The 23,183-nt window shown below is 69.2% G+C and carries 26 protein-coding genes; 15 read left to right on the forward strand and 11 right to left on the reverse strand.

What is annotated here, in order from left to right:
• A partial coding sequence (locus tag ACYVF6_RS38620) for an alcohol dehydrogenase catalytic domain-containing protein (protein ID WP_460529159.1) occupies window positions 1-381 on the reverse strand: 381 nt, incomplete at its 3' end.
• A 71-nt stretch (window positions 382-452) separates the two neighbouring features.
• Window positions 453-1,439, reverse strand: a complete 987-nt coding sequence (locus ACYVF6_RS38625; protein ID WP_460529162.1) for a nitroreductase family protein — start codon at window positions 1,437-1,439, stop codon at window positions 453-455.
• A gap of 501 nt (window positions 1,440-1,940) precedes the next feature.
• On the opposite strand from ACYVF6_RS38625, the gene ACYVF6_RS38630 reads away from it, so the two are divergent.
• Complete coding sequence (locus ACYVF6_RS38630; protein ID WP_460529165.1) at window positions 1,941-2,144, forward strand: hypothetical protein; 204 nt, start codon at window positions 1,941-1,943, stop codon at window positions 2,142-2,144.
• Window positions 2,145-2,165: 21 nt separating this feature from the next.
• Here ACYVF6_RS38630 and ACYVF6_RS38635 read toward each other — a convergent pair whose 3' ends face one another.
• From ACYVF6_RS38635 to sqr, 3 genes are read right to left on the reverse strand one after another with little or no spacing between them, the layout of a single operon-like run.
• Window positions 2,166-2,690: a DsrE/DsrF/DrsH-like family protein gene (locus ACYVF6_RS38635; RefSeq protein ID WP_460529168.1), complete on the reverse strand. Its 525-nt coding sequence runs from the start codon at window positions 2,688-2,690 to the stop codon at window positions 2,166-2,168.
• A 28-nt stretch (window positions 2,691-2,718) separates the two neighbouring features.
• Window positions 2,719-3,033 carry a TusE/DsrC/DsvC family sulfur relay protein gene (locus ACYVF6_RS38640; protein ID WP_460529171.1) on the reverse strand — a complete coding sequence of 105 codons (315 nt, stop codon included), beginning with the start codon at window positions 3,031-3,033 and terminating at the stop codon, window positions 2,719-2,721.
• 1 nt (window position 3,034) lies between these two features.
• Window positions 3,035-4,282 (reverse strand): type III sulfide quinone reductase, selenoprotein subtype, encoded by a 1,248-nt coding sequence (gene sqr / locus ACYVF6_RS38645; RefSeq protein WP_460529175.1) that lies wholly within the window; start codon window positions 4,280-4,282, stop codon window positions 3,035-3,037.
• A 232-nt stretch (window positions 4,283-4,514) separates the two neighbouring features.
• Between sqr and ACYVF6_RS38650 the strand changes: the two genes are divergently transcribed.
• Entirely contained in the window at window positions 4,515-5,396 is an 882-nt protein-coding gene (locus ACYVF6_RS38650; RefSeq protein WP_460529178.1) for a universal stress protein, read from the forward strand.
• Between the two features lie 6 nt (window positions 5,397-5,402).
• Window positions 5,403-6,374: an Acg family FMN-binding oxidoreductase gene (locus ACYVF6_RS38655; RefSeq protein ID WP_460529181.1), complete on the forward strand. Its 972-nt coding sequence runs from the start codon at window positions 5,403-5,405 to the stop codon at window positions 6,372-6,374.
• 30 nt (window positions 6,375-6,404) lie between these two features.
• On the opposite strand, the gene ACYVF6_RS38660 is transcribed toward ACYVF6_RS38655, so the two are convergent.
• The 3 genes from ACYVF6_RS38660 to ACYVF6_RS38670 form a co-directional block, all read right to left on the reverse strand.
• Window positions 6,405-6,632 carry a hypothetical protein gene (locus ACYVF6_RS38660; RefSeq protein ID WP_460529184.1) on the reverse strand — a complete coding sequence of 76 codons (228 nt, stop codon included), beginning with the start codon at window positions 6,630-6,632 and terminating at the stop codon, window positions 6,405-6,407.
• 110 nt (window positions 6,633-6,742) lie between these two features.
• Window positions 6,743-7,519: a 2-oxo acid dehydrogenase subunit E2 gene (locus ACYVF6_RS38665; RefSeq protein WP_460529187.1), complete on the reverse strand. Its 777-nt coding sequence runs from the start codon at window positions 7,517-7,519 to the stop codon at window positions 6,743-6,745.
• The gene (locus ACYVF6_RS38670; protein ID WP_460529190.1) at window positions 7,516-8,103 is read right to left on the reverse strand and encodes an Rv1733c family protein; all 588 of its coding nucleotides are present in this window, start codon (window positions 8,101-8,103) and stop codon (window positions 7,516-7,518) included. Before ACYVF6_RS38670 ends, ACYVF6_RS38665 begins: the two co-directional genes overlap by 4 nt.
• Before the next feature lie 227 nt (window positions 8,104-8,330).
• Between ACYVF6_RS38670 and ACYVF6_RS38675 the strand changes: the two genes are divergently transcribed.
• Genes ACYVF6_RS38675 through ACYVF6_RS38690 form a run of 4 tightly spaced genes read left to right on the forward strand, consistent with a single transcriptional unit; the run spans window position 8,331 to window position 12,817 of the window.
• Window positions 8,331-8,921: a 2-oxoacid:acceptor oxidoreductase family protein gene (locus tag ACYVF6_RS38675; protein ID WP_460529193.1), complete on the forward strand. Its 591-nt coding sequence runs from the start codon at window positions 8,331-8,333 to the stop codon at window positions 8,919-8,921.
• On the forward strand, window positions 8,905-10,173 hold the full coding sequence (locus tag ACYVF6_RS38680; protein ID WP_460529196.1) for a transketolase C-terminal domain-containing protein: 1,269 nt from the start codon (window positions 8,905-8,907) through the stop codon (window positions 10,171-10,173). The genes ACYVF6_RS38675 and ACYVF6_RS38680 overlap by 17 nt, the downstream gene beginning before the upstream one ends.
• Before the next feature lie 11 nt (window positions 10,174-10,184).
• Complete coding sequence (locus tag ACYVF6_RS38685) at window positions 10,185-11,192, forward strand: thiamine pyrophosphate-dependent enzyme (protein WP_460529199.1); 1,008 nt, start codon at window positions 10,185-10,187, stop codon at window positions 11,190-11,192.
• Entirely contained in the window at window positions 11,189-12,817 is a 1,629-nt protein-coding gene (locus tag ACYVF6_RS38690; RefSeq protein WP_460529202.1) for an NAD(P)-binding protein, read from the forward strand. Before ACYVF6_RS38685 ends, ACYVF6_RS38690 begins: the two co-directional genes overlap by 4 nt.
• Before the next feature lie 55 nt (window positions 12,818-12,872).
• Here ACYVF6_RS38690 and ACYVF6_RS38695 read toward each other — a convergent pair whose 3' ends face one another.
• Window positions 12,873-13,208 carry a Rieske (2Fe-2S) protein gene (locus ACYVF6_RS38695; protein ID WP_460529205.1) on the reverse strand — a complete coding sequence of 112 codons (336 nt, stop codon included), beginning with the start codon at window positions 13,206-13,208 and terminating at the stop codon, window positions 12,873-12,875.
• On the opposite strand from ACYVF6_RS38695, the gene ACYVF6_RS38700 reads away from it, so the two are divergent.
• On the forward strand, window positions 13,183-14,031 hold the full coding sequence (locus tag ACYVF6_RS38700; RefSeq protein WP_460529208.1) for a hypothetical protein: 849 nt from the start codon (window positions 13,183-13,185) through the stop codon (window positions 14,029-14,031). The genes ACYVF6_RS38695 and ACYVF6_RS38700 overlap by 26 nt on opposite strands.
• 15 nt (window positions 14,032-14,046) lie before the next feature.
• Here the strand turns inward: ACYVF6_RS38700 and ACYVF6_RS38705 are convergent, their stop codons facing one another.
• Both ACYVF6_RS38705 and ACYVF6_RS38710 read right to left on the reverse strand, forming a co-directional pair.
• Window positions 14,047-14,739, reverse strand: a complete 693-nt coding sequence (locus ACYVF6_RS38705; protein WP_460529211.1) for a DUF2207 domain-containing protein — start codon at window positions 14,737-14,739, stop codon at window positions 14,047-14,049.
• Entirely contained in the window at window positions 14,736-15,623 is an 888-nt protein-coding gene (locus tag ACYVF6_RS38710) for a universal stress protein (protein WP_460529214.1), read from the reverse strand. Before ACYVF6_RS38710 ends, ACYVF6_RS38705 begins: the two co-directional genes overlap by 4 nt.
• A gap of 214 nt (window positions 15,624-15,837) precedes the next feature.
• Between ACYVF6_RS38710 and ACYVF6_RS38715 the strand changes: the two genes are divergently transcribed.
• From ACYVF6_RS38715 to ACYVF6_RS38745, 7 genes are all read left to right on the forward strand, one after another.
• A complete protein-coding gene (locus ACYVF6_RS38715; RefSeq protein WP_460529217.1) occupies window positions 15,838-16,728 on the forward strand; it encodes a universal stress protein in 891 nt (296 codons plus the stop codon).
• A gap of 7 nt (window positions 16,729-16,735) precedes the next feature.
• On the forward strand, window positions 16,736-19,069 hold the full coding sequence (hypF, locus tag ACYVF6_RS38720; RefSeq protein ID WP_460529220.1) for a carbamoyltransferase HypF: 2,334 nt from the start codon (window positions 16,736-16,738) through the stop codon (window positions 19,067-19,069).
• A gap of 2 nt (window positions 19,070-19,071) precedes the next feature.
• Window positions 19,072-19,347: a HypC/HybG/HupF family hydrogenase formation chaperone gene (locus ACYVF6_RS38725; protein WP_460529223.1), complete on the forward strand. Its 276-nt coding sequence runs from the start codon at window positions 19,072-19,074 to the stop codon at window positions 19,345-19,347.
• Window positions 19,344-20,432: a HypD family hydrogenase formation protein gene (gene hypD / locus ACYVF6_RS38730; protein ID WP_460529225.1), complete on the forward strand. Its 1,089-nt coding sequence runs from the start codon at window positions 19,344-19,346 to the stop codon at window positions 20,430-20,432. The genes ACYVF6_RS38725 and hypD overlap by 4 nt, the downstream gene beginning before the upstream one ends.
• Window positions 20,429-21,496 carry a HypE family hydrogenase expression/formation protein gene (gene hypE / locus ACYVF6_RS38735; RefSeq protein ID WP_460529228.1) on the forward strand — a complete coding sequence of 356 codons (1,068 nt, stop codon included), beginning with the start codon at window positions 20,429-20,431 and terminating at the stop codon, window positions 21,494-21,496. Before hypD ends, hypE begins: the two co-directional genes overlap by 4 nt.
• 92 nt (window positions 21,497-21,588) lie before the next feature.
• On the forward strand, window positions 21,589-22,713 hold the full coding sequence (locus ACYVF6_RS38740) for an NAD(P)/FAD-dependent oxidoreductase (protein ID WP_460529231.1): 1,125 nt from the start codon (window positions 21,589-21,591) through the stop codon (window positions 22,711-22,713).
• Window positions 22,714-22,718: 5 nt separating this feature from the next.
• Complete coding sequence (locus ACYVF6_RS38745) at window positions 22,719-23,174, forward strand: OsmC family protein (protein ID WP_460529234.1); 456 nt, start codon at window positions 22,719-22,721, stop codon at window positions 23,172-23,174.
• Window positions 23,175-23,183: the final 9 nt, after the last annotated feature.

Genomic DNA, 23,183 nt, shown 5'->3' on the forward strand with positions numbered 1-23,183 from the left:
ATAGGCGACGGCGTACTCGGCATAGGAACCATCCACCGAGTAACCGGTGTTGAGCTGGCTCTCGCACAACGTCTCCCAGCCGGTGAGGCAGTACCGGCAGCGACCGCACGAGGTGGCGAGCCAGGGGATCGCCACTCGCTTGCCGAGCAGGCGTTCCGGCGTGCCCGTGCCAACGGACTCGACGACGCCCACGCCCTCGTGGCCGGGCACCAGCGGCAGCTTCGGCTTGACGGGCCAGTCACCGTGAGCGGCGTGGATGTCGGTGTGGCAGAGGCCGGAGGCCTCGATCCGGACGAGCAACTGGCCCGGACCAGGAGAGGGGAGGGGAACGTCCTCGAGGTGCAGGGGTTCCCTGAAGGCTCTGACGACTGCTGCTCTCATGGTGTCCTCACTGTTGTCTGTGCTGTCGTGACGAGGTGCGGGCCGTCTCCGGTCGCCGCGGGTAAGGGGAGTCACTGCCGCATCGCCTCGGTAGGCTGCCTGCGCGGCGGTCCGTTCACCAGGCGCCCATAGCCGAGCCGGAACAGCAGTTGCGGATACCCAGCGACGCCGGCCGCGTGCCTCATCCGGGAGCGCAGGACGTCGACTTGGAACGGCTGGTAGAAGTACGACACGCTCAGCCGGCAGATCGTCGCCACGAGCAGCGTCCGTTGCAGGGCTTCCCCGGCGTGCAGCCAGTCGGCCGGCAGATCGCCGTCAGTAGCGACGACGAGCAGCCGCGGCTCGGACTCGAACGGCGCGGTCCAGACCGCCGCTCCAGGCGTTCCCAGTGCGAAGTCGCGCATCGGCAGCGTTCCCTGCTCCGGCCGGCGCCCGAATGCCGAGACCGGGACGCCGTCGGCTCGGGCGTCGTGGCGGCGGGTCCAATAGGTCAACTCGGCCACGTAAAGGGGATCGGACTCCAGGACACGGTTGGCCTGCCGGACCAGCGCCAGTGCTGCCTCTGCCTCGGCCGCACTCAGCGACTTGAGCGAGACACCGTTCACGGCGGTGGCGGACTCCTCCAGCTGCCGCATGACCTTCGCGGGAATCGGCGCCTTACGGAAGGGGAACCGGTTGGTGTGCCGGCGCGTGATCGCGTGGTACAGCACGGCATCGGCGTAAGCGAAGGACACATCGCGGTCGGGGATCAGCCGGATGTCGGCCAGCACGGAAGAGTCGCCCGGCTCGGGCAGCGGCGAGACCTCCGTCGAGTAACCGAGCCGGCGGGCCGCCAGACAGATGTTGTGGACGGCCGCGCCCGTGGCGATGTACAGCGCTCGCCCACCGGGGTCGCTGATCGGCAACAACCGGTTCTGGTCGGCGTAGATGCGCAACCGGTCGTCCGGCAGCATGGCGAACTGCCAGGGCTGCGTGTTGTGCATGGATGGCGCCGCGAGTGCGGCGGCAACGAGTTCTTGCGTCGATGCTGCCGTCAGGACCGAGACTGTAGGACCCATAGCTACTCCCTACCTGTGAGCTCACCTCAAGGCTGCTCGTGGCGGTTGCACGGAACGAGTGCCCATCGTCCTGGTCACCCCGGTCCCATCGAAGGAACCGCGGTTGGGCCGCATGACTCATGTGCCGGCTGCGACCGTCGTGAGACTGTGAAGCTGAACCATCGTGACCAGCACCATCGAGGAGGTAGGCCATGTCGGCGAAGATTGGTCTGCGAGCGCTTCCCGAACTGACGAGCGCGCAGGTCTGGCGCGCGATCGCCAAGGCGTCGTTCGCGATCGTCAGCCATGTCACGCCCGCGGGCGAACCACGATCCAGCGCTGTGGTCTACCGCGCGGCCGGAAGGCGGCTGTACGTCGCCGTCGCGACGGACAGCTGGAAGGCGAGGCACATTGCCGCGACCGGCCGGGTCGCGGTGACCGTGCCTGTACGCCGAGGTGGGATCCTGGCTCTCCTGTTGCCGATCCCACCCCGCCGCCATCAGCTTCCACGGCAGGGCGTTCGTGCACCATGCCGGTTCCGCGGAGGCCCTCGCCCGCCTCGGCGAGCTGGCGAGCCTGCTGCCCGAAGAGCGGCGGACGACCGCTTCGATCGTCGAGATCATCCCGGAAGGTTCCTTCGTGACGTACGGCCTGAACGTGCCGCTCCTCGCGATGCGCGACCCGAGCGTCGCTCGTGGACGCGTGCCGGTCTCGGAGATCACGTGAGGCGGCCGGGAGCCACGCCGGTCAGATGAAGAGGAGCTGGGCTCCCGCGGTCTTCTCGATGAAGTCGGTCGCGCTGATGATGCCTTCGACCTCCTCGTAGAGGTCGGACTCGTCGAGGTGCATCATGTCCGCCGACATCCGGCAGGCCCACAGGTGCCCACCTGATGCGACGATCTGCTCGAGGAACTCCGGAACCTCCGGCACTCCGATGTCGGAGATCTGCTTCTTCATCATGTGTGTGGCCATCGCCGTCATACCGGGCAGACCCCCGAGTCCTTGCGGCATGTGCGTGGCCGTGTTGCCGAGCATGGTGAACTTGAGCTCGCCCATCCTCGACTTGGTGATCATGTCGAAACCCCAGAACGTGAAGAACAGATGGGTTTCGATGCCTTCGCCGAGTGCGGCGTTGGCGAGCACGAGGCCGGGGTAGGCCATGTCGAGGTTGCCCTTGGAACAGATGATGGCGAGCTTGCGGCCGGTCGTCTGGTCGGTGTCGTCGCCGAAGTCAGGCACGAGCGCGGTTTCGCCCGCGAAATCGGTGGTCATCGTCTTCTCCTTCGTCAGGTCTGTCGCGCTACACACAGCCGCGAGGCTTGGGCAGTCCCGCGATGTACGCGAGCTTCTTGGCCGGCTTCTTGGGGAACAGCTGGAAGAGCTGCTTCGTGGGTACGCCACCGACCACCGAAACCCTGCGAAGGGTGGCGGTCTCGCCCTGGGTGCGGAAGTCGTCGCGCAGGAAGCGGATCGCCTTCCAGTGGTCTTCGGTCAGTTTGATGTCGATCCGGGCGGCCAGCTGCTCGGCGAGTGCCTCGCTCCATTCGTCGTACTCCGTGAGGAAGCCCTCGTCGTCGACGTGGATCTGATGGCCCTCGATCGTCGTGGTCGGCATGTCAGCGCTCCTTGCCTTGCTCTTTGCCTTTGAGGGACAGCTTCGCCGGCAACGGGATCGGCCGGCCGGGAAGGAGAACGTTCCAGTAGAGCCAGCGGAACGCCAGCTTTCCCCAGTGGTTCAACGTGGACTCGCGCAGCAGCCTGAACGGCCCGAGTCCGGGCAGCGGATACGTTCCGGGCAGGGGCTCGACGTCGTAGTTGAAGTCGATGAGCAGCGCCTTGCCGTGACCGGACTCGACGAAGCAGTTCGCGTGGCCGTCGAAGCTGGCGGTCATGGGCTGCCCTTGGACGTGCCGCAGGAAGTTCTCGGTGAAGACCTCGACGGAGAAGTGTGCGACGGAACCGGCCTTGGACGCGGGGATGTCGTTGGCGTCGCCGATGGCGAAGATGTTCGCGTGCGCCTTGGACAGGAACGTGTGCCGATCGACCGGTACGTAGTTCAGCTCGTCGCCGAGTCCAGAACGGGCGACGTATTCCGCACCCATGTTGAGTGGCACGGTGACCAGGAGGTCGAACGGAATCTCCCGCTCGTCGTAGGAGACCAGGCGTTTGCCGTCGGCGTCGATGCGCTCCACCACGAAGTCGGGCTCGACCTCGATCTTGCGCTCGTCGAGCATGTCGCCCAACCGCGCGGAGGCGATCGGCTTGGTGAAGGCACCCGACAGCGGCGTGACGTACACGATCTCGGTCCGGTCGCGCAGTCCGCGGTCGCGCAGGTATGCCTCGGCCAGGAACGCGAACTCCAGTGGCGCGACCGGGCACTTGATCGGCATCTCCGTGACATGAACGACCAGGCGCCCGTGGTCGAAGGCGGCCAGCGCGTCGTGGAGCGCGACGGCGCCCTCGAAGCTGTAGAACTCGTGGACGCTCCTGCGCCACTCCGTCCCCAGCATCCCCGGCGTCTGGTCGGGACGCGGGTGCGTTCCGGTGGCGATCACGAGGTAGTCGTAGCCGAGACGACTGTCGTCGGCGAGGATCACCTTGCACTGCTCGGTGTCGACCCGGTCGATCTCTCCCAGCACCAGCTCCACTCCAGGGTGGAGATATCGCCGGCGCGGCTTGGACACCTCTTCCGGCCGGTAGTACCCGAACGGAATGAACAGGAAGCCCGGCTGGTAGAGATGCCGGTCGTCCTGGTCGATGACCGTGATGTGCCAGCGGCGAGGGCTGAGACGCTTGCGGAGCCTGTTCGCCACCATCGTGCCGGCCGTCCCGGCGCCGAGTACCAGCAATCTCTTCTTGTTCACACCTGTGACGCTATTGCGCGGAAAGGCCGGGTTGGAGTGCCTGAGGTCAGGACCTGTCCCTGCCCATGGTGACCGCGTCGGCTGGGCCGATGGCCTCGGTCTCCAGGGCCGGTTGTCAGACCGGCCCTGGCCAAACGAGGGCCGTGCTCCTCCAGCGGTGGGTGACCTCTGCTGGTGCTCAGTTCCGGCCCGTCAGCGAGACCGTGGAGGTACCGACGGCAAGGAGCCCACCATGAGAACCCCGAATTCCTCCGCGATCGTCGTAGGCGTGGACACCGGTCCCGAGAGCCAGCTCGCCCTGCGCTGGGCGACCGACGAGGCGGCTCGCCGTGAGCTCCCGGTGCACGTGGTGACCGCCTACGAGTGGCCGGTCGCGTCGTTGAACGCGAACGCTCCGGTCTACTTCGAGTCGCCAGACGAGGCCCGCCGGGTGTTCGACGAGGCCGTCGCGTTCGTACGCGATCGACTGGGCGCCGATCGGGTCACCGGGAGCTCCCCGGTCTCCGCGCGGCCCGCCGAAGTGCTGGTCCGGGAGTCGGTCGGCGCCGAGCTCCTCGTCGTCGGGTCCAGGTGCAGGTCCACGATGGCGTCGGTCGTCCTCGGCTCGGTGAGCTGTGCGGTGGCCGCCCACGCCAAGTGCCCGGTCGTCGTGGTGCGGAACGTCCGCGGCACCGACCCGCAGGATCGCGTGGTGGTCGGTGCCGACGGTTCCGAGCGGTCGGAGCTCGCGCTGGAGTTCGGGTTCGAGGTGGCCGCGCTGCATGGATGGAAACTGGACGTCGTCTACGCGTGGCAGCCGGTCGAGGCGCTCGACCCCGCCACCTGGACGTTGGAGAAGGCGGAGGCCGGACGCGCCGCCCGGCGTAAGAACCTCAGGGAACGCATCGAGCCGTACCTCGCGAAGTACCCCGCGGTGGACGCCACGACGTACGTCATCGAGGGCCGTCCGAACACCGTGTTGTACGGGCAGTCGCGGACGGCGCGGCTGATCGTTGTCGGCACCAGGGGGCACGGTGGGGTTGCCGGCCTGCTGCTCGGCTCGGTCAGCCAGGGCCTGCTCCACCACGCGCACTGCAGTGTCGCCGTTGTGCGACCCGACGGCAGGAGGGAGTGAGTCAGGATGATCCTCCAACTGCACGGCGAGGAGCTGGAAGCGACGTTGCTTCGCGCCGCGATCAGCGCGCCGTCGATGCACAACACCCAGCCATGGTTGTTCCACGTTCAGGGCTCCGAGGTCGAGGTGTACCGCGATCTGAGCCGCGAGCTGCCGATCGAGGATCCCGAGGGTCGAGCGGTGCTGATCTCCCACGGCGCGGTGTGCCTCAACCTGCGGGTCGCCGCGGCGTACGCCGGCTACGGCGTGTCCGTGCGGACCTTCCCAGACTCCACGCTGCCGACGTTGGTCGCCCGGCTGTCCCTGGAGCAGGCGCTGACAGAGGACACGGCCGCGCTCGCCGCCCTGTACCCGTCGATCCCGCTGCGGAGAACCAACCGCATGCCGTACGCCGACGTCAGGCTGGCCGAGCAGGTGCGAGCCGACCTCCGCGCGGCCGCTCGTTCCGAAGGCGCCGAACTGGAATGGGTTCGGGATCGTTCCCGGGTCAAGTGGCTGCTGCGGCTGGCGTCGGATGCCGAGCTCGAGGATGCGTACGACCCGCTCCGGATCTCCGAACGCAGCCGGTGGATCGGCGGTGAACGCGACATCGAAGGGATTCCGTCGGAGTCGCTGCCCCTGCGCCCCTCCGAGCCGGGCGCCCCTGTCCGCGACTTCCTGACCGGCGCGGGCGAGCACCAGGACATCGGCGAGTACGAGCACGATCCCGCCATCGCCGTGCTCACGACCCGGGCCGACGGTCCGGACGACCGGATCCAGGCCGGCATGGCCTTGCAGCGGATCTGGCTGACCGCGACGACGCTCGGCGTCGCGGTGTCGCCGCTCACCGGAGCGCTCGAGCATCGCAGCCTGCGCTGGCTGATCCGCGACCCGGTGGCGGGCTGGTCGGAACCGCAGTCGATTCTCCGGTTCGGGTACGGCCCGGCCGTGAAGCCGACACCGCGCCGGCCGATCTCGGATTTTCTGCTCGACGGCTGACGACCTGCTGGTCGACCAAGCTGGGAGTCGTCAGGGCACCAAGCGGGGAACACGCTCGCGGACCTGGAGGGCATCGGCGCTGCGGGCCCTGAGCTCGTCAGCTGTGATCTCGTGCTCGGCGAGCATGTGCTGGAGTTCGTTCTCCGCTGGGATCTCGCCCGCACCGTGCCGGCGCGACGTGGTTCTGCTCGCGGCCCAGGCGGCCAGCCCTACCAAGACCAGGGCAACGGCGAGTAGAACCAGCGACAGGACGGTCATCTTCGTCCTCCACCTTTCTTTCCGAGGCTCCGACTCCAGCCTCCTCCGTGTTCGGGCTCCGGTGCAGTGCCGACGAGCCTCTCGCTCGGCGGCAGTTCGACCCGGCTCGATCAGAGCAGCTTGGCGCTCTCGAGCAGCTCGCGCAACGACGCGGCGAACCTCGCCGCCGGCGCGCCGTCGACCAGATCGTGGTCGACGCTGATCGTCAGGTCCAGGACGGTCCTCACCTGAATCGTGCCGTCCACGACCCATGGCCGTTCGCTCATGCCTCCGACGGTGACGGCGACCGTGTGCACGGTGGGGATGCCGATCGCGAGGCCACCACCGCGTCCGAACATGCCGATCGAGCTCACGCCCACTGTTCCGGTCACGGCGTGCAGACGCCGCGTGCCGCGGATCAGCCGGGAGAAGAGCGGCACGACACCGGGGATCCGCGCCAGCGCGTCGGCCTGCCAGAACTTCCGTGCTCCGCTGATCCTGGCCGAGTCCGCTTGTACGAAACGGATCTCGGCGCTCAGGTCGGCCACCTGGCGAACGTCGGCATCGTGGAGGAGATGCCCGACCGGCACGGGACCCGTCGGGGCCGAGGTCTCGAGCAGGATGCCGACGTCGACGTAGCTGGGCGTCGCCAGCCGGCCGCGCTTGTCCTTGTACGCGTGTACCTCGGGGTGGGCAGCCGCTGCCCTCGCCACGCAGGCGACCACGTAGGCAGTAAACGACAGCCTGGGATCGTGCGCGCGGAGCAGGCGCCGGGCTTCGGTGACGTCGACCTGGAGCAGCCCGTGCACGACAGGTCGTCGCCGTCCGAGCCGCATCGCCGCGGACATCATGCGCCGCCCGCCCGGAAGTCGTCTGCTCTCGGTGTGCCTGGGCCTCACTGCGTTCATGGCCAGAGCTCCCCTCGGCGGCGCCAGGCGGGTTCGACCCGCTCCCACTCGTCATGCCACTGCGCCATCCGGGCCCGATCGAGCAGGGCCCGGATCAGCGCGTAGGCCAGGCAGAGGCACACCTCGACCATCACCAGGACGAACACGGCGGTCAGGACCGCGGACAGCGCGATGTCGCCGGGCCGCATCGGCGGCTGGGTGGGAGCGCCCGACTCGTTCAGCCAGACGACCACACGGTCCCCGGCCTTGGCACCCGGTGTCGCGGTGATCGGAGCTGTTCGCGGCGTTCCGTCCGGCTGCGTCCAGGTCGCCTTGACGGCGGGCTGTGGTTCGACGAAGCCGGTCGGGCCGATCTGCTGCTTGGGTACGTCTTCGAGCAGCACCGCGGTGGCGCGTAGGCCGTTGGCCTGCTGCTCGAGTGCGGCCAGCTCGTGCCGGGTCTGGGTCGCGGTTCCGACAGCCGCCGAGACCGGGACCGCGAGGAGCGAGAGCAGGACGATCGTCAGCGCGGCGGCCCATTCGAGGCGGTCGCCGGGACGGCACATCGGGTTCCGTCCCCAGGTCAGGCGCCGGAGTACCCACACGGATCCCACCTCCACAGGTGACCGAGCTCGATGTGTCGACAGCGGTTACGAACACGCTAAGCGGGTTGCCGGAGCGGCCGGCAGGGGCGGCCGTACCCCATGGCAACGGCACTTGGCTCCGATCGGCCCACGGCCTTGCGGACGGTGGCTGTCGGGCCGTTGGGCACTGGGGCTCGCCTGGTAGTCGCGGCACGATGAGGCTGAGCTTCTGAGGAGGTAGGCCGACGATGTTCCAGATCCGGATACATGGCCGTGGCGGCCAGGGCGTGGTGACCGCCGCCGAGCTGCTATCGGTGGCGGCCTTCCTCGAGGGCAAGCACGCGCAGGCCTTTCCGAGCTTCGGATCGGAGCGAACGGGCGCACCCGTCGTCGCGTTCTGCCGGATCGCGGACGTGCCCATCCGTACACACGAACCGATCACCGAACCCGATGCGCTGATCGTGCAGGACGCCACGTTGATGCACCAGGTCGACGTCTTCGACGGGCTGGCGGCAAACGGATATCTCCTGCTCAACTCGCCACGCAGCTTCGAAGAGCTCGGCCTGGGGGAGTACGTCCGCCGGTTTCGCGCGGACCGGCTGACGACGGTTCCGGCGACCCAGCTGGCGATGGCGCATCTGGGCCGTCCCGTCCCGAACGCGGTGCTCCTGGGCGGGTTCGCGGCGCTCAGCGGGCTGATCACGCTGGAGTCGGTGACCAAGGCCATCCACGAACGGTTCGCGGGACCGCTGGCGGAACGAAACGCCGCGGCTGCCGCCGAGGCGTTCCAGCTGATCCACGACCTGAAGTCGGAGTTGGCTCATGTACAAGCAGATTGAGGGCTCCAGGGCAGTCGCCGAGACCGTTGCGATGTGCCGGCCCGAAGTCATCTGCGCGTACCCGATCTCGCCGCAGACGCACATCGTCGAGGCGCTCAGCGCGCTGGTGAAGTCGGGCTCGCTCGCACGATGTGAGTTCGTCAACGTGGAGTCGGAGTTCGCGGCCATGTCCGTGGCCATCGGCGCGTCCGCGGCGGGTGCCCGTTCGTACACCGCCACGGCCAGCCAGGGCCTGCTGTACATGGTCGAGGCGGTCTACAACGCCGCCGGTCTCGGACTTCCGATCGTGATGACCGTGGCGAACCGCGCGATCGGTGCGCCCATCAACATCTGGAACGACCAGAGCGACTCGATGTCGCAGCGCGACTCGGGCTGGATCCAGCTCTATGCCGAGAGCAACCAGGACGCTGTGGACCTGCACATCCAGGCGTTCCGGCTCGCGGAGGAGCTGTCGCTGCCGGTGATGGTCTGCATGGACGGCTTCGTGCTCACGCACGCCGTCGAACGGATCGAGATCCCCGAACAGGCACAGGTTGACACCTATCTTCCGGGCTACGAGCCGCGGCAGGTTCTCGACCCCGCCGAGCCGATCTCTATCGGCGCCATGGTCGGGCCGGAGGCGTTCACCGAGGTGCGTTACCTCTCGCATCTGCGGCAGTTGGAGGCGCTCGACCTGATCCCGGACCTGGCGGACGACTTCGGACGGGTGTTCACCCGGTCCTCGAGCGGGTTGGTCTCGACCTATCGCACCGAGGACGCCGAGACGATCGTGATCGCGATGGGATCGGTGCTGGGCACGCTCAAGGACGCGGTCGACGAGCTGCGCGGTGACGGGCTGAAGCTAGGCGTCGCCGGGATCACGACCTACCGGCCGTTCCCCGCCAACGCGATCCGCGACGTGCTCGCCCGGGCCTCCCGCGTCGTCGTACTCGAGCGTGCCTTCGCGCCCGGGCTGGGTGGAGTCGTCACCTCGGACGTACGCATGGCGCTGTCGGTGCGGACCGGCGAGCACGGGCACCTACACGGCCATACGGTCGTCGCGGGCCTGGGTGGGCGCCCCGTCACCAAGGCGTCGCTGCGCCGGATGCTGCTCGACGCCGTGGCAGGCCGCCTGCAGGCGTTGACGTTCCTGGACCTCGACAACGACCTGATCGAGCGCGAACGCGCGAGGATCAAGGCCACCCGCCGCAGCGGGCCGACCGCGGAGAACCTCCTGCGCGATCTCGGCGCGACCAGCACGCGGATCGGATGAGGGAGTCTGCCATGCCCGTGCAGCGGATCAAGTTCTACCAGACCGGAAGCTTCGCGGTCGGCAACCGGCTGCTGGACCCGGACCAGCGGTCGGTGCAGGCCGACACCGAACGTACGAACGCACTGACGTCTGGGCACCGGGCCTGTCAGGGCTGTGGTGAGGCACTGGGCGCGCGCTACGCACTCGACGCGGCGATGCGTGCGACCGGGCGGCAGCTCCTGGTGGTCAATGCCACAGGTTGCCTCGAGGTGTTCTCGACGCCGTATCCCGAGACGTCGTGGCGGCTCCCGTGGCTCCACTCGCTGTTCGGCAACGCGCCGGCCGTGGCGAGTGGGGTCGCGGCCGCGCTGAAGGCCAAGCGCCGCGACGACGTGCGCGTGGTCGCCCAGGGCGGCGACGGAGGCACTGTCGACATCGGCTTCGCCTGCCTGTCGGGGATGTTCGAGCGCAACGACGACGTGCTCTACATCTGTTACGACAACGAGGCCTACATGAACACCGGTGTGCAGCGTTCGGGCGCCACACCACCTGCCGCGCGGACCGCGACCACGCAGGCGGTGGGGGACGAGCCCGGCAACGTCTTCGGACAGGGCAAGGACGTGCCCCGGATCGCGATGGCCCACGAGATCCCCTACGTCGCGACCGCGACCGTGGCGGAGCTCCGCGACCTGGAATACAAGGTCGAACGGGCGATGGCCGTTCGCGGCGCGCGGTATCTCCACGTACTGGTGCCCTGCCCCCTCGGCTGGGGCTCGGAGTCGTGCGACACGATCCGGATCGCGCGGCTGGCGAAGGAGACCGGGCTGTTCCCCGTCTTCGAGGCCGAGCACGGCGAGGTCGTCAGCGTCTCGAAGATCCGCCGGCGCGCACCGGTCGAGGAGTATCTGAAGCTACAGAAGCGTTTCGCGCATCTCTTCGGTGCCAACCCACGCCCGGACGTGGTGGGGCGGATCCAGGCGATGGCTGACCGCAACATCGAACGCTACGGCCTGCTGGAGGAGTCGGAGGGACAGTCGTGAAGGAGAAGCCTTTCGCTATCACGCTCGACGTGGGTTCGAGCCTCGCGAACAAGACGGGCGCCTGGCGTACCGAACGGCCGGTGTACGTCGACCTGCTGCCGCCGTGCAACCGGGCCTGCCCGGCCGGCGAGAACATCCAGCAGTGGCTGTATCACGCCGAGGCCGGCGACTACGAGGCGGCGTGGCGTGAACTGATGCTGGACAATCCGATGCCCGCGATCATGGGCCGGGTCTGTTATCGGCCGTGCGAGGGCGTGTGCAACCGTGCCCAGCTGGACGACGTCGTTGGCATCAACTCGGTCGAGCGTTTCCTTGGCGACGAGGCGATCCGGAACGGCTGGACCGTACCAGTCGGGGTGGAATCGTCGGGCAAGCATGTGCTCGTGGTGGGTGCCGGACCGTCCGGCCTGTCCGCGGCGTACCACCTCCGGCTGCTCGGTCACGCGGTCACGATCCGCGAGGCCGGCCCCGCGGCTGGTGGCATGATGCGCTTCGGCATCCCGAAGTACCGGCTGCCGCGTGAGGTGCTCGACGCGGAAGTGAGTCGCATCCTCGACATGGGGATCACGCTGGAGCTGAACTGTCCGGTGGACAACGCGGAAGCCGCCATGGCGGACGGCGGCTTCGACGCCGTCTTCCTAGCGGTCGGCGCCCACATCGGACGGCGAGCCTATATTCCGGCCGGCGACTCCGCGCGCATCGTCGACGCGGTGACGTTGCTGCGGAGTATGGAAGGCGAGCAGCCTCCGTTGCTCGGCAGGCGGGTGGCCGTCTACGGCGGCGGGAACACAGCGATGGACGCGGCGCGCACCGCCAGGCGCCTCGGCGCTGCGGACGCCGTCGTGGTCTACCGCCGGACCAGGGAACGGATGCCTGCCCACGACTCCGAGGTCGAGGAAGCACTCGACGAAGGCATCCGGATGAAGTGGCTCTCGACCGTCGCCCATGCCGACGCGGGCAAGCTCGTGATCGAGAAGATGAGCTTGGACGAGAGCGGATTCCCGCAGCCCACGGGCGAGTTCGAGGAGCTGGAGGCCGACTCCCTGGTGCTCGCGCTCGGCCAGGAGGCCGACCTGTCCCTGCTGGGGAACGTCTCGGGTGTCGAGGTGGTCAAGGGCGTCGTCCAGGTCGGTGACAACCTGATGACCGGCCACCCCGGCATCTTCGCCGGCGGCGACATGGTGCCGTCCGAACGTACGGTGACGATCGCGATCGGCCACGGCAAGAAGGCCGCGCGCCACATCGACGCCTGGCTGCGCGAAGCCGAGTATCGCAAGCCGCCACGGCACGCCCTGGCCGCGTTCGAGGGCCTGAACACCTGGTACTACTCCGACGCGCCGGCGACCGTCCGGCCGCAGTTGGAGGCCGCGCGCCGCATCACCACGTTCGACGAGGTGGTCGGCGGACTGGACGAGGCGAACGCGTTGTTCGAAGCTCGCCGGTGCCTCTCGTGCGGAAACTGCTTCGAGTGCGACAACTGCTACGGCGTCTGCCCGGACAACGCGGTCATCAAGCTGGGGGACGGCGAGCGCTACACGATCGATCTCGACTACTGCAAGGGCTGCGGCATCTGCGTAGCCGAGTGCCCGTGCGGCGCGATCGTGATGGAGCCGGAAGAGGACTGACTCATCACGCAGGAGCGTGTCGCGGGCAGCACCGGCAGCCCGCGACACGCTGCTGCTACCGCGTGGCGGCTTTGGCCACCGTTCGGACCTTGCCGCCGACGACTTCGACCTCGACCTTGGACAGACCCTGTTCGGCGGGGCCGCGTTCGACGGCTCCGGTTGTGGCGTTGAACAGGGCGCCGTGGGCGGGGCAGCGCAGCCGCTCGCCGTCCGGGGTGACGACCACGCCCTTGTGCGGGCAGGCCGAGCTGAACGCGACCGCGGTCTGGTCGCCGGTACGGGTGACGACCATCGAACAGGCCGCACCCTTGACCGTCGTGGGCCGGCCGGGTGCGAGGTCGGCCAGCTTGGCGAGGTTCTGCCGCTTGTCCAGCGCGGACCTCCCTCCCACCGGTGTCGCCCGGCGTCGCCGCCGGCTGCCGGACCAGGAGACCGAGCGGCGGATGCTTCGCACCGCGGTCGACATGGTCCATCGCGTGGGGCTGACGGTGAGCCTGGAACACATCAGCTTCGAGGAGGTGATCCACGAGGCCGGTGTGGCACGCAGTGCGGTCTACCGGCGCTGGCCGTACAAGGACCTGTTCTTCAGCGACCTGCTGAAGGAGCTGGCCAAAGCCGCCGCTCCGGCCGCGGTCGTGAACGAGTCGCAGGCGTTGACGGGGATCAGGCGCATCGTCCTGGAACGTCTCGACACGATGCTGACTCCCGAGGGCCGGCACGAGCTCGCGCTGGAGCTGTACCGGCAGGCGGCGCTGGGCGACTTCGAGGCGATGCGAGCATCGACCGAATGGCGCACGTACCTCGCCTTGCACGCGACGTTCGTGAGCCTCGCCGACGAGGCCCTCCGTACGGAGGTGCGGGCCGCGCTGGTGGCGTCGGAGCAGGACTTCATCGCCCGGATCGCGAAGGCGCACGAACTGATGGCCGGCATCCTCGGCTACCGGCTGCGGCCGGAGCTCGGCGCCACGTTCGAGACGCTCGCTGTCGCGGCCAGCGCGACGTTGCGCGGCAAGGTCCTGATGGCGCTGTCGACTCCGGCCATCGCGACCGAACGCCTCCGGGCCAGGCCGTTCGGCGCGGCTGAAGCGGCCGACTGGTCGCTGCCCGCGCTGGTGGCGGCCAGCATCGCGTTCGGCTTCCTCGAGCCCGACCCCGCGATCGAATGGAACACCGAACGGCTGGCCTGGGTCAGGGACCAGCTTCACGAGGTGTGAGCCGGCCGTAGGAGCTCACACACCGCCCCAGATGCCCCCGAGGTCCCCACCACCCATGGGTGGCATTGGAGCGTGGTGCTCGGAGTACGAGCTCGACGGCTCCAGCGTGCCGAGCGGTGTCCGCCATCCCGGCATGTTCTCGCAGTTGGAGTTCCAGGTCAGCGCGAACGTGACCAGCGTGTGGAACAGCGGCGGCACCTGTTCCGGCCGGGTGATCAGCCCGAACACCACGGCGTAGGGGAGCTGCCGGCGCAACGACTCCGTGTCGGCGGGGAGGCCGTCGTCGCGGAGGGTACGCCGGAACGCCTTGATCTCCGTCCGGAGCCGCTCTCCTCGTCTGGTCAGCGCGCCCTTTCGCCAGCGGCTCCGCCAGCCGGAGCGTACGGCGTCCTGCCGCAACGCACTGGCTACGTGATGCATCCGGTCGGTGTGGGTGCAGTTGAACGTCGCGAACCACAGCCGGTCGCCGTGGCCGAAGAGCGTTTTCAGCAGGACTTCCTCGTACGCCACGAGATCGGCTGGCTGTCCGTGCAGGGTGAGCAGCCAGTCGGCCGACGCGCCGTTCGACAGCTGCTCCACGCGCAGTACGTCGCGGAGTGCCAGGTCGACGAGGGTGCCGGCGATCTGGCCGCAGGTGGGCCGCCCGAGCAGGACCAGGCCGGCCTGCGCGGGCCGGACCCCGTGCAAGAGCGCAGGTGGGTCGTTCATCTCTGGTACATCTCCTCGCCGGAAGAGGGTGGCCGCGGTTCCGGCAGCACTCCGTCGCGGATGACGGCGACGGAGCACTGGGCGTGGTGCAGGACGCCCTGGCTGACCGAACCGAGCAGCAGCCGGGCCAGGCCGCCGTGGCCTCGGGAGCCGACGACGACCAGGTCCGCCGTCACCGACTGGTGGGCGAGCACGGTCGCGGCGCGGCCGTCGGACACCAGCACGGTGACGGGTACGCCGGGATACTTCGCGGCGTAGGGCGCCACGTACTGCCGCAGCCAGCTACGCCGGTGCTCGCGTTCGACGTTCTCCCGCTCGCTGGTCCAGATATCAGGGTCGGCCTGCCGGTTCGGCCTCCACACGTGTGACACGCAGACGGAGAGCCCGCGCAGCGCCGCTTCCTCGAACGCGAAGGCGAGTGCCTGCACGCTGGAGTCCGATCCGTCGACGCCGACGACCACGTTGTGCAGCGCTGTCGACTTGCCGGCCCGCACGACAACGACCGGGCAAGCCGCGTGCGCCGCCACCGCCGAGCTGACGGAGCCCAGCGCCATGGAAGCGATCGTGGACAGCGAACGTGAGCCGACCACGAGCATCCCGGCATCCAGCGACTCGCTGAGCAGGACCTCGGCGGGTTGCCCGGCCACGCGCCTGGCCTCGACCCTTCCGGCCGGCAGGCGTTCGGAGGCGTAGCCGGCGGCGGCGTCGAGCATCTCCCCGAGTGAGCTGCCCGATCCTTGGCCGGGCTGACGGTCCACCGTGACCAGGCGGAGGGGCAGATCGTGCAGCCTGGCCTCCTGGACCGCCCATCTGAGCGCTACCTGCGCCGGTGGGTTGTCGTCGACGCCGACGACCACCGCTTGGGTACTCGTTGGGCTCTCCATTCGTTCAGCGTCTCCCGGAACGCCAGGCTGTGCCTGCGGTCCGAGGTCTGCCGTTTCCGGGATCTCTCCGCCGGTCAAACGGGCCGATCGGCCGGATCTCCGCCGGGCCGAACCGGGCCGGGCGGCACCGGCCACAGGGGCCTTCCGGCGCTGCCACGGCAGCGGACCAGGCGAGACGGTGGGAGGGAGACCGAACAAATCAAGGGAGGATCCCATGAGTGCGGCCAAGCGACGTTCGGTTGTCGTTGGCGTGGACGACAGCCCAGGCGGTCAGCTCGCATTGCGATGGGCTACGGACGAAGCCGCCCGGCGTAGCCTGCCGGTCCGGATCGTCACGGCCTTCGAACGACCGGCGGCGTGGATGACCGAGACGCCTCCTCCGGTAGCCGAGGAACCACCGGAGACCATCCGGGGTGTGTACCAGGAGGCCATCGCGTTCGTAAGGGATCGGCTGGGCGCCGAACGCGTGGAGGGCGTGCTGACGTCGACGCGTCCGGCGACGGTCCTGGTCGAGGAGTCGGAGAACGCGGAGCTGGTCGTGGTCGGTTCCCGGTCCAGGGGCACGGTGGCTTCGATCCTGCTCGGCTCCGTCAGTTCGGCGGTCGCCGCGCACGCCAGCTGCCCGGTGATCGTCGTACGGGGCGGCGAGGTGTCGCCAGGCGAGGGACGGATCGTCGTGGGCACGGACGGATCGGCCCGGTCCGAGCAGGCGCTGGCGCTCGCGTTCGAGGAGGCTGCCTCGCGCGGATGGACGCTGGACGTGGTGTACGCCTGGCAGCCCGTCGAGGCAGTCGACCCGGCGGCCTGGACCCAGGAGAAGGCCGACAGCCTGCGGGGGATCCGTCAGCGGGAGCTGACCGAGAAGGTGGCGTTGTACCAGGAAAAGAATCCCACGGTCTCCGCCAAGACGCTCGTCATAGAGGGCCGCCCGGCGGCCGTTCTCACCGCACAGTCCAAGAATGCCAACCTCGTCGTGGTCGGCACCCGCGGCCACGGTGGGATCGCGGGGTTGCTGCTCGGATCGGTGTCCCAGGGACTGCTGCATCACAGCCACTGCTCGGTCGCGGTGGTGCGGGGTAGCGGCGATGCCGAGGCGAGCGAGTAGCCGGTCCGTGCACCGCCTGGAGGTGCACGGAGTCGTGCAGGGCGTGGGATTCCGGCCGTACGTCTACCGGCTGGCGACCGCGCTCGGACTGGACGGATGGGTCCAGAACGTCAGTGGACACGTCGTGATCGACGCGGCAGGGGACCTGCGCGCACTGGCGGCGTTGCTCGAACGGCTTCCGCTCGAGGCGCCGCCACACGCGTCGGTTCGCGCCATCCACGTCTCGCGGCCCGCGCCGGCCGAGCGGGGACTACCCCGCCCTGGCAGCGGGTTCCGGGTCATTCACAGCGTTGGCCGGGCCGGGCCGTCCGGCGAGTTCCCGCCCGACCTGGCAACCTGTGCCGACTGCCTGCGAGAGCTGTTCGATCCGGCCGACCGGCGGTTCCGCTATCCGTTCGTCAACTGCACGAACTGCGGCCCGCGGGCGACGATCATCGACGCGCTGCCGTACGACCGGTCGAGCACCACGATGGCCGCGTTCGAGATGTGCACCGCCTGTGCCGCCGAGTACGCCGATCCGGGAAACCGGCGGTTCCACGCCGAGCCGATCGCGTGTCCGGCTTGTGGCCCACGGCTGGCCTGGTTGCCGCCGTCGCCGCGTCCCCAGTCGCCCCTGTCGCCGGACTGCTTCGGTGAGGCCGCGCTCGCAGCGGCGGTCGAGCTGGTCGGATCCGGAGGAATCCTCGCGCTGAAAGGGCTCGGTGGCTACCAGCTGGTGTGCGACGCAACGGCGTCAGCTTCGGTCGAGACGCTGCGATGGCGCAAGCACCGGCCACGTAAGCCGTTGGCTGTCATGGTGGCCGACCTGGAAGCCGCCGACCGCCTGGCCCGGCTGGTTCCGCCGGAACGCGAGCTCCTGCTGTCCACCGCCCGCCCGATCGTGCTGGCCGAGGCCCGCAGCGGCACGGCACTGGCGGAAGGCATCCACCCCGGCACGGATCGCCTGGGGCTCTTCCTTCCGTACACGCCACTGCATCAGCTGCTCCTGCGCGACCTGGATCGTCCCCTCGTGGTGACCAGCGGGAACCGTTCGGACGAGCCGATCGCGATCGCCGACGACGACGCGCTCGACCGGCTGCGGCCGCTGGCAGACGGTTTTCTCCTGCACGACAGGGAGATCCGGGCGCGCTATGACGACTCCGTGACCCACGTGGTGGCCGGACGGCCGGCGGTGCTGCGCCGGGCCCGCGGGCTCGCGCCGGCACCGTTGCGGCTGCCCGTCGCGGCGAAGCGGCCGCTGCTGGCGGTCGGCGCGCAGCTCAAGAACACGTTCGCGCTCGCCACCGGCGAACGGGTCGTGCTGAGCTCGCACGTCGGAGACCTGTCCGACCAGGTCACCCAGGAGGCGTTCGAGAACGGTCTCGGGCACCTTTCCAGGCTGACCGGGATCTCGCCGGAGGTCGTCGCGCACGACCTGCATCCCGGCTACCTGTCGACCCAGTACGCCATGCGCTGGCCCGCGTCCCGGCGGATCGCCGTGCAGCACCACCACGCGCACGTGGCGTCCTGTGCGGCCGAGCACGGCATCACCGGGAAGTTCATCGGCGTCGCCTACGACGGTCTCGGTCTCGGGGACGACGGCACGTTGTGGGGCGGTGAGATCCTGCTGGCCGACCTGGTGTCGTACCAGAGGTTCGCCAGGTTCGGACGCGCACCGTTGCCAGGCGGCGAGGCGGCCGTACGCCGGCCCGCGCGGATGGCGCTGGGCTACCTGCTCGGCGGCGAGCGGCTCGGCTCCGACGGGGCCGACCCGGAACTGGTGCACTCGTTCACCGACCGGCTTCCCGGCCGGGAGGTCGAGGTCGTGCGGCGGATGGTCGAGCGTGGCTTCAACAGCCCGCAGGCGTCCAGCGCCGGCCGGCTCTTCGATGCGGTCGGCGCCCTGCTCGGGTTGTGCGAGAACGCCTCGTACGAAGCTGAGGCCGCCATTCTGCTCGAGTCCGTGGTGGACCCTGGCGGATGGCGCGAGTTGCCGTGGCGGTTGATCCGCTCGGGCGACCTGTGGGTGTACGACCCGACGCCGACGTTGCGTGCCGTGCTGGCGGGAACGAACGAAGGCGTGCCCGCCGCACAGCTGGCCGCGGGCTTCCATGCCAGCGTGGTGGCGGTGACCCTCGCGCTGTGCGAGCGGGCCGCGGGCGAGTCGGGGCTGCGGTCGGTCTGCCTGTCCGGTGGCGTGTTCCAGAACCGGAGGCTCACAGGAGCGCTGCGAGAAGCCTTGCGGGACGCGGGATTCGACGTGTTCGTCAACGAGGCCGTGCCCGCCAACGACGGCGGCATCAGCTTCGGTCAGGCGGCTGTGGCCGCGGCCAGGACAGCGGCGGCCAAGGAGGAAAGCTGACCATGTGTCTCGGCATCCCAGGCAGGGTCGTGTCCCTGCACGAGACGAACGGCCTGGCGATGGGCCAGGTCGACTTCGGCGGAATCCGCAAGGACGTCTGCCTCGCCTACGTTCCCGCAGTCGAGGCCGGCGACTACGTCATCGTGCATGTCGGCTTCGCGATCGCACAGGTCGACGAGCAGGAGGCGCACCGCACGCTCGACGTGCTGCGCGCCATGGACGGAGCCATCGAGTCGGAGCTCGGACAACCACTACCACAGACGGGTGGGGCCGGATGAAGTATCTCGACGAGTACCGCGATCCGGTGCTGGCCCGGCGGCTGCTCGCCGAGCTCCGGCAGACGGCGACCCGGCCCTGGAGCCTGATGGAGGTGTGCGGCGGCCAGACCCACACCCTGGTCAGGCAGGGAATCGACGAGCTGCTGCCGGCGGGGATGCGGATGATCCACGGCCCGGGCTGTCCGGTGTGCGTGACACCGCTGGAGTTGCTGGACAAGGCGCTGGCGATCGCGGCCCGGCCGGAGGTGACGTTCACCTCGTTCGGCGACATGCTGCGCGTGCCGGGCACCCACACCGATCTGCTGTCGTTGAAGGCGCGCGGCGCGGACGTCCGGGTGGTGTACTCACCGGTCGACGCCGTGCAACTGGCGGTGCGCGAACCCGAACGACAGGTGGTGTTCTTCGCCGTCGGATTCGAGACCACCGCGCCGGCCAACGCGATGGCCGTGCAGCACGCGTCCGATCTCGGGTTGACCAACTTCAGCGTGCTGGTGAGTCACGTGCTCGTACCACCCGCCATGACCGCGATCCTGGAGTCGCCGGCCTGCGAGGTGGAAGGCTTCCTGGCCGCCGGGCACGTCTGCGCGGTGATGGGCTGGACGGAGTACGAGCCGATCGCCGAGAAGTACCACGTGCCGATCGTCGTCACGGGCTTCGAGCCACTGGATCTGCTGGAGGGCATCGTGCTGGCTGTCCGGCAGCTGGAGCAGGGGCGTGCGGAGGTCGAGAACCAGTACGCCCGCGCGGTCAAACGTAGCGGGAACACCTCGGCCCAGGACGCGATCCGGCGTGTGTTCCGGATCGGTGACCGCACCTGGCGGGGAATCGGCGGCATACCGGACAGCGGCCTCCGGCTGGCCGAGGAGTTCGCCGCGTTCGACGCGGAACGCAAGTTCGGTGTCGAGGACGTCCACGCGGTCGAGCACCAGGAGTGCATCGCGGGGCAGATCCTCACCGGCGCGAAGGTGCCGACCGACTGCACGGCCTACGGAACCCGCTGCACGCCTCGCATGCCACTCGGTGCGCCGATGGTGTCGACCGAGGGCACGTGTGCCGCCTACTACAGCGCTGGGAGAACACGATGACATCCACCGCCGCGGACCCGAGTCAGCTGGTCTGCCCGACTCCGCAAGCCGAAGCCGAACGCATCCTGCTCGGCCACGGATCCGGCGGGCAACTGTCGGCCTCGTTGCTGCACGAGCTCATCGTTCCCGCACTTGGAGCGTCGGCGGCTGCCGGTCCGCTGGAGGACGCGGCCCTGCTGTCTGTGAACGGTCTGGACCTGGTGATGAGCACGGACTCGTTCGTGGTGAGCCCGTTGTTCTTCCCCGGTGGCGACATCGGCCGGCTGGCCGTGCACGGCACGGTGAACGACGTGGCGATGCGCGGAGGGTCCCCGAGGGCGCTTTCCCTCGCGTTCGTCATCGAGGAGGGTTTCCCGTTCGCCGACCTGCGCAGGGTCGTGACGTCGGTGGGGGAGGCCGCGCAGGAAGCCGGCGTTCCCGTCGTCACCGGCGACACCAAGGTGGTCGGGCGTGGCGCGGCCGACGGCATGTTCGTGACCACGACGGGCATCGGCGTGCGGTTGCCGCGCGCGCGGCTGTCGGCGTCCTACGCCTGCCCCGGCGACGTCGTCCTGTTGTCCGGGCCGATCGGACTGCACGGCGTCACGGTGCTGAGCACCCGGGAAGGTCTTGGCTTCGAGTCCGACGTGGCCTCGGACACCCGGCCACTGCACCGGCTGGTGCAAGCGATCGTTGACGCCGGTGGGACGGACGTCCACGTCCTGCGTGACCCGACCCGGGGCGGTCTGGCGTCGGCGGTCAACGAGATCGCCCAGGCCTCCGAGGTGGGAGTCGTGCTCGACGAGCCGGCCGTTCCGGTGCCGCAGGCGGTCGCGGCCGCCTGCGAGATGCTCGGTCTCGACCCGCTGCATGTGGCCAACGAGGGTTGCCTGGTGGCGTTCTGCGCACCCGCGGTCGCGGACGAAGTGCTGGCGGCGATGCGGTCCGATCCGGCCGGTGAGCAGGCGACCCGGATCGGTGAGGTGGTGGATCGCCACCCTGGCCGCGTGACGGCTCGCACGCTGGTGGGTGCCGAGCGCGTGGTCGACATGCTGATCGGCGAACAGCTGCCGCGTATCTGCTGAGCTCGGGTCCCTGAACCGCCGGGACATCCGGACGCACCCAGTGCGGATGATCGGCCCTACTGGCACCGGCGCCGATCGGATGGACTGTAGTCATGACGGCAAGACCGAAGGTGCTGATCCTCGGTGGTGGGTTCGCCGGCCTGGAGACGGCATTCACCCTGCGGCATCGCTACGGTGTCGATGCCGACATCACCCTGGTCTCCGATCACGACCGCTTCCTCTACCAGCCCGGCCTGGTGGAGATTCCGTTCGGTGGCGCGGAACGACGTCTGTACGTGCCAATCCGAAGGCCCTTGCTGCGCAGGGACATCACGTTCCTCCAAGGACGGGTGAGCCAGGTGGACCCCGCACTGGACCGGGTCTCCCTGGTCGACGGCACGCGCCTTCCGTTCGACTTCCTGGTGATCGCCACCGGCGCGACGACGTCCCCGGAAGAGCTGCCAGGACTCGGCGACTTCGCCGCGACGATCGACAGTCCGGCTCGCGTCCGTGAGCTCGGCTGGAGGCTACGGACGCTGGCTGCCTGGGCCGACCAGGGCCAGCGCCGGCGGGTGCTGTTCCTCGTCCCGCCGGGACGCACCGACTCCGGGCCGGTCTACGAGACCGCACTGCGAGCCGACACGTTCCTCCGCAAGCGCGACGTTCGCGACCGGGTCGAGCTGCACCTGGCGACCTGGGAGCCGGCCCTCCTCAGCGGAGACGAGCCCGGCGTCCGGGAGCTGGCGGTCCGCGAGCTCGGCTCCCACGGCATCTCCTTCAGCAGACATCGGATCGCCGGCAAGGTGATCGGCCACTGCGTGGAGTTCGAGGACGGCTCGAACCAGGAGTACGACCTCCTCGTCTCGTACCCGCCGGTGGCACCGGCTGTCGTCTACCCGGCGCTGCCGGCGGACGCCCGTGGCTTCGTCCGCACCGATCCGGTCTCCCGGCAGGTCGTCCATCACCCGGGGATCTACGCTCCGGGTGACGCCGGAGACTCGCCGGTCAGGCAGGCACTTCCCGCGCTGGCTCAGGCCGGAGTCGTCGCCGATGGGATCGCGGCACAGCTCGGGCCGGGCGGGCGCGCGGTCGCGAGCCGGCTCGCGCTCGACTCGGTGCGGATGTCTCCGCTGTGGGCGACCGGCAACCACGTGCTGCGGGCCTATGTATCCATGCGATTCCGCGCCGGACGTCCGTTCTGGCCGGGCTCGGTTCGCCACGATCGGACTTCCAGGTGATCGTCATGCTCCGACCAGAAACCAAGCAGACCCTGCGCGACGCGCTCGTGAAGCCTCCGGAGGCCGTCGACGTCACGTTCGCCGAGGGTGAGGCGTACGACATAGAGGTCCGGGGCCACCGGCTCCGGGTGGACCAGCCGCGCTATCAGGGCACCGACTCGGCGCCCACGCCGGTCGAGCTGTTCGTCGCCTCACTGGCATCGTGCGCCGCCTACTACGCCGGCAGATACCTCGTCCGGCACAACTACCCGCGAGCCGGGTTGTCCGTGCGTGGCGAGTTCACGATGGCGGAGACCGGCCCGGCCCGGATCGAGTCCGTTCGGCTCACCGTGAGGCTGGCGCGTGACCTGCCGCCGGAACGGGTGAACGCACTGCGCGCTGTGGTCTCGCACTGCACCGTGCACAACAGCCTGCGGACCACACCGCAGGTCGACATCGAGATCTCAACCTCAACGAGCTGAGGAGCCGGC

The organism is Flindersiella endophytica (assembly GCF_054779015.1).